This is a genomic window from Nocardioides ochotonae, assembly GCF_011420305.2.
GTDB lineage: Bacteria > Actinomycetota > Actinomycetes > Propionibacteriales > Nocardioidaceae > Nocardioides > Nocardioides ochotonae.
On record NZ_CP061769.1, the window covers coordinates 1783300 to 1799645 of the forward strand.

At 68.1% G+C, this 16346-nt stretch carries 11 protein-coding genes and 3 rRNA genes; 13 read left to right on the forward strand and 1 reads right to left on the reverse strand.

Annotated features, from left to right (window positions below):
• Positions 1-62 precede the first annotated feature (62 nt).
• From argG to HBO46_RS08665, 8 genes are all read left to right on the forward strand, one after another.
• On the forward strand, positions 63-1493 hold the full coding sequence (gene argG / locus HBO46_RS08630; protein ID WP_166139924.1) for an argininosuccinate synthase: 1431 nt from the start codon (positions 63-65) through the stop codon (positions 1491-1493).
• Position 1494: 1 nt separating this feature from the next.
• Positions 1495-1959: an NUDIX hydrolase gene (locus HBO46_RS08635; RefSeq protein WP_166139925.1), complete on the forward strand. Its 465-nt coding sequence runs from the start codon at positions 1495-1497 to the stop codon at positions 1957-1959.
• Positions 1956-3383, forward strand: coding sequence for an argininosuccinate lyase (gene argH / locus HBO46_RS08640; protein ID WP_166139926.1), 1428 nt, complete (start codon positions 1956-1958; stop codon positions 3381-3383). The genes HBO46_RS08635 and argH overlap by 4 nt, the downstream gene beginning before the upstream one ends.
• Before the next feature lie 13 nt (positions 3384-3396).
• Positions 3397-3990, forward strand: a complete 594-nt coding sequence (locus HBO46_RS08645) for a DNA-3-methyladenine glycosylase (RefSeq protein ID WP_166139927.1) — start codon at positions 3397-3399, stop codon at positions 3988-3990.
• Between the two features lie 447 nt (positions 3991-4437).
• Positions 4438-5956: ribosomal RNA gene (locus HBO46_RS08650) — 16S ribosomal RNA — on the forward strand.
• A gap of 388 nt (positions 5957-6344) precedes the next feature.
• Positions 6345-9464, forward strand: a 23S ribosomal RNA gene (locus tag HBO46_RS08655).
• Positions 9465-9632: 168 nt separating this feature from the next.
• Positions 9633-9749, forward strand: a 5S ribosomal RNA gene (gene rrf / locus HBO46_RS08660).
• The 16S, 23S and 5S rRNA genes sit together here, the layout of an rRNA operon.
• Positions 9750-9930: 181 nt before the next feature.
• On the forward strand, positions 9931-10305 hold the full coding sequence (locus tag HBO46_RS08665) for a single-stranded DNA-binding protein (RefSeq protein ID WP_166138873.1): 375 nt from the start codon (positions 9931-9933) through the stop codon (positions 10303-10305).
• Here HBO46_RS08665 and HBO46_RS08670 read toward each other — a convergent pair.
• Positions 10268-11404 carry a DUF1015 family protein gene (locus tag HBO46_RS08670; protein WP_166138870.1) on the reverse strand — a complete coding sequence of 379 codons (1137 nt, stop codon included), beginning with the start codon at positions 11402-11404 and terminating at the stop codon, positions 10268-10270. The two genes, HBO46_RS08665 and HBO46_RS08670, sit on opposite strands and share 38 nt — an antisense overlap.
• Before the next feature lie 51 nt (positions 11405-11455).
• Here HBO46_RS08670 and HBO46_RS08675 point away from each other — a divergent pair, with 51 nt between their 5' ends.
• Genes HBO46_RS08675 through recN form a run of 5 tightly spaced genes read left to right on the forward strand, consistent with a single transcriptional unit; the run spans position 11456 to position 16263 of the window.
• Positions 11456-12475, forward strand: coding sequence for an HAD-IIA family hydrolase (locus tag HBO46_RS08675; RefSeq protein ID WP_166138868.1), 1020 nt, complete (start codon positions 11456-11458; stop codon positions 12473-12475).
• 9 nt (positions 12476-12484) lie between these two features.
• A complete protein-coding gene (locus HBO46_RS08680; protein WP_166138865.1) occupies positions 12485-12697 on the forward strand; it encodes a hypothetical protein in 213 nt (70 codons plus the stop codon).
• A gap of 11 nt (positions 12698-12708) precedes the next feature.
• Positions 12709-13584: a TlyA family RNA methyltransferase gene (locus tag HBO46_RS08685; protein WP_166138862.1), complete on the forward strand. Its 876-nt coding sequence runs from the start codon at positions 12709-12711 to the stop codon at positions 13582-13584.
• Entirely contained in the window at positions 13581-14516 is a 936-nt protein-coding gene (locus HBO46_RS08690) for an NAD kinase (protein ID WP_166138860.1), read from the forward strand. The genes HBO46_RS08685 and HBO46_RS08690 overlap by 4 nt, the downstream gene beginning before the upstream one ends.
• On the forward strand, positions 14509-16263 hold the full coding sequence (gene recN / locus HBO46_RS08695; protein WP_166138856.1) for a DNA repair protein RecN: 1755 nt from the start codon (positions 14509-14511) through the stop codon (positions 16261-16263). Before HBO46_RS08690 ends, recN begins: the two co-directional genes overlap by 8 nt.
• The last annotated feature ends 83 nt before the right edge of the window (positions 16264-16346 follow it).

The following is a 16346-nucleotide window of genomic DNA, read 5'->3' on the forward strand; positions in this document are numbered from 1 at the left end:
GGACGAGCCCGCCCGCCCCCCACAGCATCAGCAACACCCATCCGAACAGGAAGAGAACCTCTGTGAGCAAGGTCCTGACGTCCCTCCCCGCCGGCGAGCGGGTCGGCATCGCGTTCTCGGGCGGCCTGGACACCTCGGTGGCCGTCGCGTGGATGCGCGACAAGGGCGCGATCCCGTGCACCTACACCGCGGACCTCGGCCAGCCCGACGAGCCCGACATCGCGGGCGTACCGGTGCGTGCCAAGGAGTACGGCGCCGAGATCGCGCGCTCCGTGGACTGCCGCCCGGCGCTCGTCGAGGAGGGTCTCGCGGCGCTGGCCTGCGGTGCCTTCCACATCCGTTCGGGTGGCCGCACCTACTTCAACACCACGCCGCTGGGCCGCGCGGTCACCGGCACGATGCTCGTGCGCGCCATGCACGAGGACGGCGTGGACATCTGGGGCGACGGGTCGACGTTCAAGGGCAACGACATCGAGCGGTTCTACCGCTACGGCCTGCTGGCCAACCCCTCGCTGCGCATCTACAAGCCCTGGCTCGACGCGGACTTCGTCCACGAGCTCGGCGGTCGCGCCGAGATGAGCCAGTGGCTGGTGGAGCACAACCTGCCCTACCGCGACAGCCAGGAGAAGGCCTACTCCACCGACGCCAACATCTGGGGCGCCACCCACGAGGCCAAGATCCTCGAGCACCTCGACACCTCCCTGGAGGTCGTCGAGCCGATCATGGGCGTGAAGTTCTGGGACCCCAAGGTCGAGATCGAGACCGAGGACGTCACGATCGGGTTCGACCAGGGCCTGCCGGTGACGATCAACGGCCGCCGCTACGACGACCCGGTGGCGCTGGTCCTGGAGGCGAACGCGATCGGCGGGCGCCACGGCCTGGGCATGTCCGACCAGATCGAGAACCGGATCATCGAGGCCAAGTCGCGCGGCATCTACGAGGCCCCCGGCATGGCGCTGCTGTGGACGGCGTACGAGCGCCTGCTCAACGCGATCCACAACGAGGACACGGTCGCCAACTACCACCAGAGCGGTCGCCGCCTGGGCCGGCTGCTCTACGAGGGCCGGTGGCTGGACCCGCAGTCGCTGATGCTGCGCGAGGCCACGATGCGCTGGGTCGCCTCCGTGGTCTCCGGCGAGGTCACCCTGCGGCTGCGGCGCGGCGAGGACTACACGATCGTGCGCACCGAGGGCGACTCGTTCTCCTACCACCCCGAGAAGCTCTCGATGGAGCGCACCGAGAACGCCGCCTTCGGCCCGCTGGACCGCATCGGCCAGCTGACGATGCGCAACCTCGACATCGCCGACTCCCGCTCCAAGCTGGAGATGTACGCCGCCCAGCCGCTCGACCAGGGCCAGGTGCTCGTCGAGCACGGCACCCTCTTCGGCGAGCTGCCCCCGGGCGGCGCGGACACGATCACCGAGAACCCCGCCGTGGCGGGCGACGAGGAGATCGCGCTCGAGGCCGCCGCCATGGAGTTCGGCACGGACTGACATGCCGGTCCTGCGCACGGCCGCCCGGGTGCTGCCCGTCAGCCCCGCCGGCGAGGTCCTGCTCCTGCAGGCCCGCGACCCCGCCCGCCCCGACGACCTGCACTGGGTCTCGATCGGCGGCGCGGTGGACCCGGGGGAGAGCCTCGCCGAGGCGGCCGTGCGCGAGCTGCGCGAGGAGACCGGGCTCGTGGTGTCGACCCGGGCGCTGTCCGCGCCGCTGCACCGGGTTGCGCACCCGTTCTCCTGGAACGGCACCGACTACCTGAGCGACAACACCTTCTTCGCCCTGCCGCTGGACCGCGACGTCGAGGTCAGCCTGGCCGGGCTGGAGCCCGCCGAGGTCGGTAACGTCCTCGGCGCGGCCTGGTGGCTCCCCGAGGCGCTGGCCGCGGACGGCACCGCGGCCTCGGCCGACCTTCCCGACATCATGAACACCGCGATCGCCGTGGTGAGAGGAGAGACGTGAGCACCACCAACGAGGGCAAGCTCTGGGGTGGCCGGTTCGCCGGCGGTCCCTCCCCCGAGCTGGACGCGCTGTCGCGCTCCACCCACTTCGACTGGCGGCTCACGCCGTACGACCTGGCGGGCTCGCGCGCCCACGCCAACGCGCTGCACCGCGCCGGTCTGCTCACCGACGCCGACCACGCCGAGCTGCTGCGCGGTCTCGACGTGCTGGGGGAGCGCTACGCCGCCGGCGAGCTCCACCCGGGCCCCGGGGACGAGGACGTGCACGGCGCGCTCGAGCGGCTGCTGCTCGACGAGGTCGGCCCCGACGTGGGCGGCCGACTGCGTGCCGGGCGCAGCCGCAACGACCAGATCGCGACGCTGTTCAAGGTCTTCCTGCGCGAGCACGCGGCGGTCCTCGCCGGTCAGGTGCTCGACCTGGTCGACGTGCTGGCCGCCCAGGCGGGCGAGCACCTCGACGAGACGCCGACCGTGATGCCCGGTCGCACCCACCTCCAGCACGCCCAGCCGGTGCTGCTGGCCCACCACCTGATGGCCCACGCCTGGCCGCTGCTGCGCGACGTGGCCCGCCTCGCCGACTGGGACGCCCGCGTGGCCGCGGACTCGCCGTACGGCTCCGGCGCCCTCGCCGGGCAGAGCCTTGGCCTCGATCCGACGCAGGTCGCCGCCGAGCTCGGCTTCTCCGGCTCCAGCGCGAACTCCCTCGACGGCACCGCCTCGCGCGACTTCGTCGCCGAGTTCGCCTTCGTGGCCGCGCAGATCGGCGTCGACATCAGCCGCCTCGCCGAGGAGGTCATCCTCTGGTCGACGCGCGAGTTCGGCTTCGTGACGCTCCACGACTCCTGGTCGACCGGGTCGAGCATCATGCCGCAGAAGAAGAACCCCGACATCGCCGAGCTCGCGCGCGGCAAGGCCGGGCGACTGATCGGCAACCTCTCCGGGCTGCTGGCGACCCTGAAGGCCCTGCCGCTGGCCTACAACCGGGACCTCCAGGAGGACAAGGAGCCGGTCTTCGACTCCGTGGACACCCTCGAGGTCCTGCTGCCGGCGTTCACCGGGATGGTCGCGACGCTGGTCTTCGACCGCGACCGGCTCGCCGAGCTCGCCCCCCAGGGCTTCTCCCTGGCCACCGACATCGCCGAGTGGCTGGTGCGTGAGAACGTGCCGTTCCGCATCGCCCACGAGGTCGCCGGCGCCTGCGTGCGCCGCTGCGAGGAGCTGGGCTGCGAGCTGCACGAGCTCACCGACGAGCAGTTCGCCGAGATCTCCCCGCACCTGACCCCCGGGGTGCGCGAGGTGCTCACCGTGGAGGGCTCGGTCGCCTCGCGCTCGGGCCGCGGCGGCACCGCGCCGGTGCGCGTGCGCGAGCAGCTCGACGAGCTCCGCGCCGCCGTTGCCACGCACCGCGAGCGGCTCTCCGCCTGAGCCGACCGCACCGATGACCGCTCGCGCCGACCTGCTCGCCGCCCTCCAGGGGCCGGTGGAGCAGGTCGCGCCGCGTCTGCTCGGTGCCGAGCTGCGCCATGGCCCCGTGGCGATCCGGCTCACCGAGGTCGAGGCGTACGCCGGCCCGCGGGACCCGGGCTCACACGCCTACCGGGGCCGGACCGCGCGCAACGCGACGATGTTCGGCCCGCCCGGGCACCTGTACTGCTACTTCACCTACGGCATGCACGTGTGCTGCAACGTCGTGACCGGCCCCGAGGGCGACCCGAGCGCGGTGCTGCTGCGGGCCGGCGAGGTCGTCGACGGCCTTGAGGTCGTGCGGGAGCGCCGGCCGCGCAGCAGCGAGCGCGACCTGGTCAGGGGACCGGCCCGGCTGTGCCAGGCGCTCGGGATCTCCCTGGCCGACGACGGAGCCGACCTGGTCGACGGGCCGATCCGGCTCCGGCTGGCGGCGCCGGGCGAGCAGCCGGTGCAGGTGCTGACCGGTCCACGGGTCGGGCTGCGCGGGGCACCCGACCGGCCCTGGCGGTTCTGGCTCGCGGGGGAGCGCAGCGTCTCGGCGTACCGCCCGGCGAAGGCGCGCTGAGCGGGGCCGAGGGGCTGGGCACCCCCCGGTTTGGCACCTCCCCGGCGCCCGTGTAATGTTCCTTCTCGCCGCAGGACGCGGCTCCGAGACCCGGGCTCACCGCCCGCAGCGCCGAGGAGTCCAGGCCCCGGCACCGGAAACACCAGCTCGGCAGCGCCGAGTTGACCGGCTCGCTCAGATCCGGTAAGTTTCTGCAGGTTGCCCCGACAGAGAAGCCGCAAGGCGGATCACCGGGTGTGTCTGATCCTTGAGAACTCAACAGTGTGTCATATAGTCGACGAATTAGTTTGTTATGCCCCGTCGGCACTCGGTGAGGACTTCGGTTCTTGGTGGTGTCGATGGTTTCTTTGACAATGATTCTGGTTAGACAATTTTTGTCAGCTAGTTTCTCCTGTCAGGGGCATCTCTTTTTCCGCAACTGCCCTTGGGTGGTTGTGGGTGTTGTTTTCAACGGAGAGTTTGATCCTGGCTCAGGACGAACGCTGGCGGCGTGCTTAACACATGCAAGTCGAGCGGTAAGGCCCTTTCGGGGGTACACGAGCGGCGAACGGGTGAGTAACACGTGAGTAATCTGCCCTGCGCTTCGGGATAACCATCGGAAACGGTGGCTAATACCGGATATGACAACGCACCGCATGGTGGGTTGTGGAAAGTTTTTTCGGCGCAGGATGTGCTCGCGGCCTATCAGCTTGTTGGTGAGGTAATGGCTCACCAAGGCTTCGACGGGTAGCCGGCCTGAGAGGGTGACCGGCCACACTGGGACTGAGACACGGCCCAGACTCCTACGGGAGGCAGCAGTGGGGAATATTGGACAATGGGCGGAAGCCTGATCCAGCAACGCCGCGTGAGGGATGACTGCCTTCGGGTTGTAAACCTCTTTCAGTACCGACGAAGCGAGAGTGACGGTAGGTACAGAAGAAGCACCGGCCAACTACGTGCCAGCAGCCGCGGTAATACGTAGGGTGCGAGCGTTGTCCGGAATTATTGGGCGTAAAGGGCTCGTAGGCGGTTTGTCGCGTCGGGAGTGAAAACTCAGGGCTTAACTCTGAGCTGGCTTCCGATACGGGCAGACTAGAGGTATGCAGGGGAGAACGGAATTCCTGGTGTAGCGGTGAAATGCGCAGATATCAGGAGGAACACCGGTGGCGAAGGCGGTTCTCTGGGCATTACCTGACGCTGAGGAGCGAAAGTGTGGGGAGCGAACAGGATTAGATACCCTGGTAGTCCACACCGTAAACGTTGGGCGCTAGGTGTGGGGCCTATTCCATGGGTTCCGTGCCGCAGCTAACGCATTAAGCGCCCCGCCTGGGGAGTACGGCCGCAAGGCTAAAACTCAAAGGAATTGACGGGGGCCCGCACAAGCGGCGGAGCATGCGGATTAATTCGATGCAACGCGAAGAACCTTACCTGGGTTTGACATATGCCGGAAAGCTCTAGAGATAGAGCCCCTTTTAGTCGGTATACAGGTGGTGCATGGCTGTCGTCAGCTCGTGTCGTGAGATGTTGGGTTAAGTCCCGCAACGAGCGCAACCCTCGTCCTATGTTGCCAGCACGTCATGGTGGGGACTCATAGGAGACTGCCGGGGTCAACTCGGAGGAAGGTGGGGATGACGTCAAGTCATCATGCCCCTTATGTCCAGGGCTTCACGCATGCTACAATGGCCGGTACAAAGGGCTGCGATCCCGTGAGGGGGAGCGAATCCCAAAAAGCCGGTCTCAGTTCGGATTGGGGTCTGCAACTCGACCCCATGAAGTCGGAGTCGCTAGTAATCGCAGATCAGCAACGCTGCGGTGAATACGTTCCCGGGCCTTGTACACACCGCCCGTCACGTCACGAAAGTCGGCAACACCCGAAGCCGGTGGCCTAACCCCTTGTGGGAGGGAGCCGTCGAAGGTGGGGCTGGCGATTGGGACGAAGTCGTAACAAGGTAGCCGTACCGGAAGGTGCGGCTGGATCACCTCCTTTCTAAGGAGCACACGCCCCGACAACCGGCGCCTGTTCGGTTGCGCATGGTGGTGTTCACTAGTGGAATCGTCGATGAAGGCTGTGCCTGGTGCATGGTCGTGCCTCAGTACTGTCCCTCCTGCTCTTGAGCTGGTGGGGCGTGGAACCTGGTGCGGTTCGTGTGGTGGGGATTGGTCGTGTGACACACTGTTGAGCTTTGAGGGATCAGCCCAGTTTGGGTTGTGAGCTCGGATGCCTCCTTCGGTTGCTGCCCTGAGTCTTGGGGTGGTGGTGGTTGGTGGGTTGGTTGTTTGTGAACTGGATAGTGGACGCGAGCATCTTGTGTGGCACACGTTGTGTGTTGCACATATTGCAATTAAGTCTTTGTAGTTTTTGTTGAGTGTTTGTGAGACAAGCTATGAAGGGCACATGGTGGATGCCTTGGCATCAAGAGCCGATGAAGGACGTAGGAGCCTGCGATAAGCCCCGGGGAGTTGGCAACCAAGCTGTGATCCGGGGGTGTCCGAATGGGGAAACCCAGCTGGAGTCATGTCCAGTTACCTGCACCTGAATATATAGGGTGTGTGGAGGGAACGCCGGGAAGTGAAACATCTCAGTACCGGTAGGAAGAGAAAACAATAGTGATTCCGAGAGTAGTGGCGAGCGAAATCGGATCAGGCTAAACCTCATGCGTGTGATACCCGGCAGGGGTTGCGTATGGGGGGTTGTGGGACCATTCAGGGTCGTCTGCCGGCGATCCGGACAGTAAGAAACCACAGTTGAAGTCGAATTCCATTGGAAAGTGGAGCCGTAGAGGGTGATAGCCCCGTAGGTGTAAGGCTGTGGCTGTCGAGTGGGATCCCAAGTAACACGGAACCCCTGAAATTCCGTGTGAATCTGGCAGGACCACCTGTTAAGCCTAAATACTCCTTGATGACCGATAGCGGACAAGTACCGTGAGGGAAAGGTGAAAAGTACCCCTGGCGGGGAGTGAAATAGTACCTGAAACCATGTGCCTACAATCCGTCGGAGCGAGGTCTTGTGCCTTGTGACGGCGTGCCTTTTGAAGAATGAGCCTGCGAGTTTGCGGTGTGTTGCGAGGTTAACCCGTGTGGGGAAGCCGTAGCGAAAGCGAGTCCGAATAGGGCGATTCAGTAGCGCGCTCAAGACCCGAAGCGAAGTGATCTATCCATGGGCAGGTTGAAGCGCGGGTAAGACCGCGTGGAGGACCGAACCCACTTAGGTTGAAAACTGAGGGGATGACCTGTGGATAGGGGTGAAAGGCCAATCAAACTTCGTGATAGCTGGTTCTCCCCGAAATGCATTTAGGTGCAGCGTCGCGTGTTTCTTGCCGGAGGTAGAGCACTGGATAGCTAATGGGCCCTACAAGGTTACTGACGTTAGCCAAACTCCGAATGCCGGTAAGTGAGAGCGCGGCAGTGAGACTGCGGGGGATAAGCTCCGTAGTCGAGAGGGAAACAGCCCAGACCATCAGCTAAGGCCCCTAAGCGGTGACTAAGTGGAAAAGGATGTGGAGTCGCAGTGACAACCAGGAGGTTGGCTTGGAAGCAGCCACCCTTGAAAGAGTGCGTAATAGCTCACTGGTCAAGTGATTCCGCGCCGACAATGTAGCGGGGCTCAAGTCATCCGCCGAAGCTATGGCATTCGCACCCACCTTGTGTGGAGAGCCCGAAAGGGTGTGTGGATGGGTAGGGGAGCGTCGTGTCGCGGGTGAAGCCGCAGAGTGATCTAGTGGTGGATGCGACACGAGTGAGAATGCAGGCATGAGTAGCGAATCAGGAGTGAGAAACTCCTGCGCCGAATGATCAAGGGTTCCAGGGTCAAGCTAATCTGCCCTGGGTAAGTCGGGACCTAAGGCGAGGCCGACAGGCGTAGTCGATGGACAACGGGTTGATATTCCCGTACCGGCAAAGTAGCGCCCATGACGAACCTGGTGATGCTAACCATCTGAAACCGCGGTTATCGACTCCTTCGGGGGAAGAGGCTGCGGCGTAGCGTGGGACCCGAACTGGTAGTAGTCAAGCGATGGGGTGACGCAGGAAGGTAGTCGAACCGTACCGATGGTTGTGTACGGCCAAGCATGTAGGGAGCCGCCCAGGCAAATCCGGGTGGCTGACTTTGATGTCGATCCTGAGGTGTGATGGGGACCCAATTGGGGAAGTCGGTGATCCTATGCTGTCGAGAAAAACCTCTAGCGAGCTATGCGCCGCCCGTACCCCAAACCGACTCAGGTGATCAGGTAGAGAATACCAAGGCGATCGAGCGAACCACGGTTAAGGAACTCGGCAAAATGCCCCCGTAACTTCGGGAGAAGGGGGGCCCGGATCGTGTACCCACTTGCTGGGGAAGCGTGAAGGGCCGCAGAGACCAGGCCCAAGCGACTGTTTACTAAAAACACAGGTCCGTGCTAAGTCGTAAGACGATGTATACGGACTGACTCCTGCCCGGTGCTGGAAGGTTAAGGGGACCGGTTAGATCGCAAGATCGAAGCTGAGAACTTAAGCCCCAGTAAACGGCGGTGGTAACTATAACCATCCTAAGGTAGCGAAATTCCTTGTCGGGTAAGTTCCGACCTGCACGAATGGAGTAACGACTTGGGCGCTGTCTCAACCGTGGACTCGGCGAAATTGCACTACGAGTAAAGATGCTCGTTACGCGCGGCAGGACGGAAAGACCCCGGGACCTTTACTATAGTTTGGTATTGGTGTTTGGTTCGGCTTGTGTAGGATAGGTGGGAGACTGTGAAGTGGCCACGCCAGTGGTTGTGGAGTCATCGTTGAAATACCACTCTGGTCGTACTAGATGTCTAACCTAGGTCCGTAATCCGGATCAGGGACAGTGCCTGATGGGTAGTTTAACTGGGGCGGTTGCCTCCTAAAATGTAACGGAGGCGCTCAAAGGTTCCCTCAGCCTGGTTGGCAATCAGGTGTTGAGTGTAAGTGCACAAGGGAGCTTGACTGTGAGACAGACATGTCGAGCAGGGACGAAAGTCGGAACTAGTGATCCGGCGTCGGCATGTGGAAGCGGCGTCGCTCAACGGATAAAAGGTACCCCGGGGATAACAGGCTGATCTTCCCCAAGAGTCCATATCGACGGGATGGTTTGGCACCTCGATGTCGGCTCGTCGCATCCTGGGGCTGGAGCAGGTCCCAAGGGTTGGGCTGTTCGCCCATTAAAGCGGCACGCGAGCTGGGTTTAGAACGTCGTGAGACAGTTCGGTCCCTATCCGCCGCGCGCGCAGGAAACTTGAGAAAGGCTGTCCCTAGTACGAGAGGACCGGGATGGACGAACCTCTGGTGTGCCAGTTGTCCCGCCAGGGGCACGGCTGGTTGGCTACGTTCGGAAGTGATAACCGCTGAATGCATCTAAGCGGGAAGCACGTTTCAAGATGAGGTTTCCCACCCGGTTAACGGGGTAAGGCCCCCAGCAGAACACTGGGTTGATAGGCCGGAGGTGTACAGCAGCAATGCCTAGCCGACCGGTACTAATAGGCCGAGGGCTTGTCTTACACTCACTTTACTGAAACTATCAAGACGACCGCGCAATTGATCGCGTCCACGATCCAACACAACACCCACATGGCACAAACATGTGAATAGTGGCTTGGCTCCCCAGACACACACCCCCGAAACCTCACGGTTTTGTGGCCGGTGTTGATGGGTGGAGTCGATAGAGTTACGGCGGCCATAGCGAAAGGGAAACACCCGGTCCCATCCCGAACCCGGAAGTTAAGCCTTTCAGCGCCGATGGTACTGCAACCGAGAGGTTGTGGGAGAGTAGGACGCCGCCGGACAATCATTCACAGAACGGGTCGCACCCCACGGGGTGCGACCCGTTCTGCTATTTGCGCGCCCGGATGTGGCACCGGTTCCCGTGCACAGGAAGCGCTCCGGACCGCGTCGTCCCCAGGGGCGCGCTGCGGACCGGTGCTCGTCGGTGCGCGGTCGCAGGGTGGGTCACGGAGGTGAGGCCCCATGGACTCAGAGACGACGAAGGTGCGCGCGGACGGCGACGTCGAGCAGGGACGCAACGAGGTGCGGCTGATCGGCCGGGTCTCCCAGGCGCCCGAGGAGCGCGAGCTGCCCAGCGGGGACAGCGTCCTGCTGTTCCGTCTGGTGGTGGCCCGCACCGGTGACCTGCGGGGCTCCCGCCAGCGCGTCGACGTGCTCGACTGCGCGGTGTGGGGTGGCCGGGTGCGTGCGGCGGCGCGGTCGTGGGACGCCGGTGACGTGGTGGAGCTCAGCGGCGCGGTGCGGCGCCGGTTCTTCCGGGGCGGGACGGGCGCCGCGTCGCGCTACGAGATCGAGGTGCTCAGCGGGCGACGGGTCCGTCGCGCAGCGCGCGGATGAGCAGGCCCGGCGTCGGCTTGGGCTGGAACGACGTGGCCTTCTCCGGCAGCAGGCGCCCGGTGGTGGCGATCCTGGTGACGAGGTCGAGGTCGACCGCCGGCATCAGGACCGCGACCGACTCGCCGGGACGTGCGTCGGCGAGCGCCGACTCCACGCTGTGGCGGTACGCCGCCGGCGGCGGGCTGCCGGGGCGCGCGGGCAGCAGGTCCTGGTGGAGGATCTCGACGGCAGCCCGATCGGCCGTGGACGCGATGGCGAGGATCGCCCAGCGACGTCCGTCGGTGGCAACCACCGAGGTCGGACCGAGGGCGGCCAGTGCCTGGCGCCGGGGCACGTAGGTGAAGTCCAGGCCCGCGCTGCGTGCGGCACCGGCCAGCGACTCCAGGCTGGTGCCCGGAAGCACCCGGTGGATGGGGCCGAGGAACATCGGGGTGTCGTCGTGGTCCACCAGCATGGCCAGACCGGTGTCTCGCGTCCCGCCGGGGTGCCTGGCCTGCAGCGCCAGGTAGGCCGCGTAGCGGTGGTGGCCGTCGGCGATCAGCACGCGGCTCGTGGCGAGCGCCGCCTCGACACGGGCCAGGTGGTCGGGGTCGCGTACGGCCCACAGCCGATGGTGCTGGTCGGTGTGATCGGTGAAGCGGGCCAGGGGCGCGGTCTCCCGGATCGTCGCCAGGAGTGCCCGCAGGTCCGCCGAGCCGCGGTGCACGAGCAGGATCGGTGCGGGGTCGACCTCCATGTGGTCCATCCGCTCGGCCAGCTGCTCGACCTGGTCGCAGTGAACGCCCTCGTGGGGGAGCACGGCCTGCTCGCCGGGGTCGTGGGCGCGGCGGGAGACGTCGAGGGCGCCGACGAGGCCGCGGACCGTGATCCCGGCGGTGGTGTACTCGTGCAGGTAGAGCCCCGGGGTGGCGTCGTGCGTCAACCGGCCCTCCGCCGCCCATCGGGCGAGCAGCTCCTCGACCCGGGCGCCTGGGCGGGCCAGCGCCCGCTCGACGGTGCCGCGCGGACCGCGCGCCGGCGGCAGCATGAGGCCCCGGAACGGCAGCAGGCGCAGCGGTCGGGCGACGTGCGGGGGCACGACCACGGCGCGGGAGCTCATCGGTGCATCGTAGGGTGCTGCGGCAATCAGTTCGCGCCAGGAAGGCCTCACATGCTCGGGTCCTCGCACCAGCCCCTCGATCAGGCCTTCGACCTGGTCATGCTCGACCTCGACGGAGTCGTCTACATCGACGGTGACGCGGTCCCCGGGGCGAGCTCCCACCTGGAGCGCACCCGGGCCAGCGGCGCGCGTCTAGCCTTCATCACCAACAACGCCTCCCGCACCCCCGACACGGTCGCCGCGCACCTGCGCTCCCTCGGTGTCGAGGCCGCGCCCGAGGACGTGGTGACCTCTGCCCAGGCGGCGTCCCGGGTGCTGCTCGAGCGCCACGGCACCGGTGCCGCGGTCGTGCTGCTCGGCGCCGACGGCCTGCGCGCCGCCCTCGAGAGCGACGGTCTGGTGCCGGTCGGCGTCGAGGACGACGCCGTGGCGCTGGTCACCGGCTACGGGCCCGACGTGCTGTGGCGCGACGTGATGCGTGCCGCGGTGCGGGTGCGCGAGGGGCTGCCGTGGGTGGCCAGCAACACCGACCTGAGCATCCCGACGGCGTACGGCGTGGCGCCGGGCCACGGGGTGCTCGTCGACACCATCCGGCGCTTCGCCGGCGTCGGGCCGGTCGTGGCGGGCAAGCCCGAGCGCCCGCTCCTCGACGAGACCGTGCGCCGAGTCGGTGGCACCCGGCCGCTGATGGTGGGCGACCGCCTGGACACCGACATCGAGGGGGCCCGGCGCATCGGGATCGACAGCCTGCTGGTGCTGACCGGCGTCACCGGTCTCGCCGAGCTGGTGAGCGCGCCGGCGCCGCTGCGCCCGACGTACCTCGGCACCGACCTAGGCGCCCTCGGCACGCCGCACGAGGCGCCCCGCGTGGCCGACGGTGTCGCGAGCCTCGGCGGCTGGACCGCGAGCGCCGAGGAGGGGCGTCTGGTGGTCCGCGGGGACGGAGACGCCGAGTCCTGGTGGCGTGCGGTCGCCGTCGCGGCCTGGGCGCACCTGGACGCCACCGGCGTGGTGATCGACACGGCCGGGCTGGCCGTGCCCTCTCCGGGTGCTGTCGGTCCGCAGCGGTAGCCTCGGGGCATGACTGAGACCGGTGCCGTGCAGCCCGAGGGACCGGTGCAGACCGGGGTCGCCAGCGTCGACGAGGTCGTCGTCGCCGTCGACGCCCTGGCCGGACGTCCGCTGGAGGAGCACGTCGCCGTGTTCGAGGACGCCCACGAGCGACTGCGCGGCGCCCTCGACGTCCAGCCGCCGGTGCAGCCGGGCGCCCCGCGTCCCGGCGCGGACGGCTGAGGGGGAGGCAGGTGCCTCCGCGTCGCCTTCGTCTCGACGCCGAGCTGGTCCGTCGTGGCCTGGCCCGGTCCCGTGAGCACGCCAGCGAGCTGATCGCCGCCGGACGGGTCAAGGTGCAGGGCGCCGTCGCGTCCAAGCCGGCCACCGGGGTGACCACCGACGTCGCCCTCGTGGTCGCCGACGACCCGGACCGCCCCGACTACGTCTCGCGCGGCGGGCACAAGCTGGCCGGTGCGCTCGCCGCCTTCGAGCCGCTCGGACTGCAGGTGGAGGGCCGCCGCTGCCTCGACGCCGGCGCGTCCACCGGTGGGTTCACCGACGTGCTGCTGCGCCACGGCGCCGCGCAGGTGGTCGCCGTCGACGTCGGCTACGGCCAGCTCGCCTGGCGCATCCAGCAGGACGAGCGCGTCCTGGTCCACGACCGCACCAACGTCCGCGACCTCAGCGTGGACCTGATCGGCGGCAGCGTCGACCTCGTGGTCGGCGACCTGTCCTTCATCTCCCTGGAGATCGTGCTGGACGCGCTGCTCGGCGTCACCGCCGAGGACGGCGACCTCGCGCTGATGGTCAAGCCCCAGTTCGAGGTCGGCAAGGACCGGGTCGGCAAGGGCGGGGTCGTGCGCGACCTCGGCCTGCGCCACGAGGCCGTGCTCGGCGTCGCCGAGGCCGCGGGCCGGCGTGGCTGGGGCGCCCGCGCGGTGGTGACCAGCCCGTTGCCCGGTCCGTCGGGCAACGTGGAGTTCTTCCTGTGGCTGCGCCGCGGCCCGGCGACCATCGGCAGCGAGGAGATCCGCGCGGAGGTCGAGCGCGGCCCGGCTGCGGAGGCCCACCCCACCGCGGGCCGCACCGAGGCGCCGTCGGCGCCTGGTGAGAGGGTGGAGCCATGACCCGACGCGTCCTGCTGCTCACGCACACCGGACGCGACGACGCCCGCGACGTGGCCCGCGCCTGTGCGAAGGCGCTCACGGGCCACGGCATCGTGGTGCGCGTCCCGACCGCGGAGGCCCGCGACCTCGAGCTCGAGCCCGGGGCCTACGACCCGCCCCTGGAGCTCACCAGCGCCGAGCACAGCGCCGGCGACGACTGTGAGCTGGCCCTGGTCATCGGCGGCGACGGCACGATCCTGCGCGCCGTCGAGATCACCCACGACAGCGGCACCCCGGTCCTGGGCGTCAACCTCGGCCACGTCGGGTTCCTGGCCGAGGCCGAGCACGACGACGTGGAGTCCACGATCGAGGCGATCGTCGAGCGCCGCTACAGCGCCGAGGACCGCCTCGCCCTCGACGTGCGCGTCTACCAGGACGGCGAGCTGGTGACCTCCACCTTCGCGCTCAACGAGGCGAGCGTCGAGAAGGCGGCCCGGGAGCGGATGATCGAGGTCGTCGTGGAGGTCGATGGGCGGCCGCTGTCGCGCTGGGGCTGCGACGGCGTGGTCTGTGCGACGCCGACCGGCTCCACGGCGTACAACTTCAGCGCCGGCGGCCCCGTGGTGTGGCCCGGCGTCGAGGCCCTGCTGATGGTGCCGATCAGCGCCCATGCCCTGTTCGCCCGCCCGATGGTGGTGGCACCGACCTCGGTGCTCGCCGTCGAGCTGATCGCGCGCACCGACGGCCGTGGCGTGCTGTGGTGCGACGGGCGCCGCGCGGTCGACCTGCCGCCCGGGGCGCGGATCGAGGTGCGCCGCGGCGACACCCCGGTGCGCCTGGTGCGGCTGCACGAGGCCCCCTTCACCGACCGCCTGGTCGCGAAGTTCGGTCTCTCGGTCGAGGGCTGGCGCGGCTCCGCGGAACGACGTCGACGACAGGGCACCGATGCTTGAGGAGATCCGCATCCAGTCCCTGGGAGTCATCGACTCCTCCTCCCTCGAGCTGGGTCCCGGCCTGACCGTGATCACCGGTGAGACCGGCGCGGGCAAGACCATGATCGTGACCGCGCTCGGACTGCTGCTCGGCGGCCGTTCCGACAGTGGTGCGGTGCGCACCGGCGCCCGGTCGGCCCGCGTCGAGGGCGTCGTGGCCACCTCGACGCTGCCGCACTTCGCCACGGCGGTCGAGGAGGCCGGTGGCGAGGTCGAGGACGGCCGGGTGGTGCTGGCGCGCAACGTGTCGGCCGAGGGCCGCTCACGCGCCTACGTCGGCGGCGCGAGCGTCCCGGTGGCGACCCTGGGCCGGCTCACCGAGCCGCTGGTCGCGGTGCACGGTCAGTCCGACCAGCACCGGCTGCTCCAGCCTCGTGCCCAGCGCGACGCCCTGGACCGGTTCGGCGGCGACGACACCGCCAAGCTGACCGCCGCCTACGCCGACCTGTTCGCCCGGCTGGCCGCGGCCGAGCGCGAGCTCGCCGACGTCGTCGAGCACGCCCGTGACCGGGCCCGGGAGGCCGACCTGCTCCGCTTCGGCCTCGACGAGGTCGAGCAGGTCTCGCCCGAGCCGGGGGAGGACGCCGCGCTCGCGGCCGAGGAGACCCGCCTCGGGTTCGCCGACACACTCCGGATGGCCGCCGAGCAGGCCCGCGAGGCGCTCTCCAGCGAGGACGGCTCCCCGGACGCGCTCGCCACGGTGACCGCCGCGCGCACCGCGCTGGACGGCGTCCGCGAGCACGACACCGAGGCCGGCGAGCTCGCCGACCGCCTCGCGGAGATCTCCTACCTGCTCTCCGACGCCGCCGCCGACGTGGCGTCCTACGCCTCGCGCATCGACACCGACCCGGCCCGCCTCGCCGCGGTGTCCGAGCGCCGGGCCGCCCTGACCGCCCTCACCCGCAAGTACGGCGAGAGCATCGACGAGGTGCTCGCCTGGGCCGAGACCTCCGCACGGCGGCTGCTCGAGCTCGACGGCACCGACGAGCGGATCGAGCAGCTCCGCGCCGAGCAGGAGCAGCTGCGCGTGGACCTGGCGGCGGCTGCGGCCGCGCTGTCCGAGGCCCGGCAGGCCTCGGCGGCCGAGCTGGCCGAGGCGGTCACCGCTGAGCTGCGGCTGCTCGCGATGCCGCACGCCCGGGTGAGCATCGAGGTGCGCCAGCACGAGGTCGACGCTCCCGCTGCCCCCGTCCCCGGCGGCCCGCTGCGGGTCGGCAAGCGCTGGCTGCGCTACGCGCCGTCCGGCATCGACGAGGTGGAGTTCCTGCTCGCCGCCAACGTCGGCTCCGAGCCGCGTCCGCTCGGCAAGGGCGCCTCCGGAGGTGAGCTCTCGCGGGTGATGCTCGCCCTCGAGGTCGCGCTGGCCGGCACCAGCCCGGTGCCGACGTTCGTCTTCGACGAGGTCGACGCCGGCGTCGGCGGCACGTCCGCCGTCGAGATCGGCCGCCGCCTCGCCCGTCTCGCCCAGGACGCCCAGGTCCTCGTGGTCACCCACCTGCCGCAGGTGGCGGCCTACGCCGATCGCCACGTCGTCGTGCGCAAGTCGCAGGACGGGTCGGTCACGAGCTCGGGCCTGACCGTGCTCGACCACGAGCAGCGGGTCAGCGAGCTGTCGCGGATGCTGGCCGGCATGACCGAGTCCGACACCGCGCTGGCCCACGCCCGCGAGCTGCTCGAGGTCGCCGCGCCGGTCCGCGCGCTCGGCTGACTGCGGAGCAGCGGCCCCGGGCCGGGGCAGGCGGGACGCGCGCCGTACGGCACGTGAGGCCGCCCACACCGACGCGCCCACGC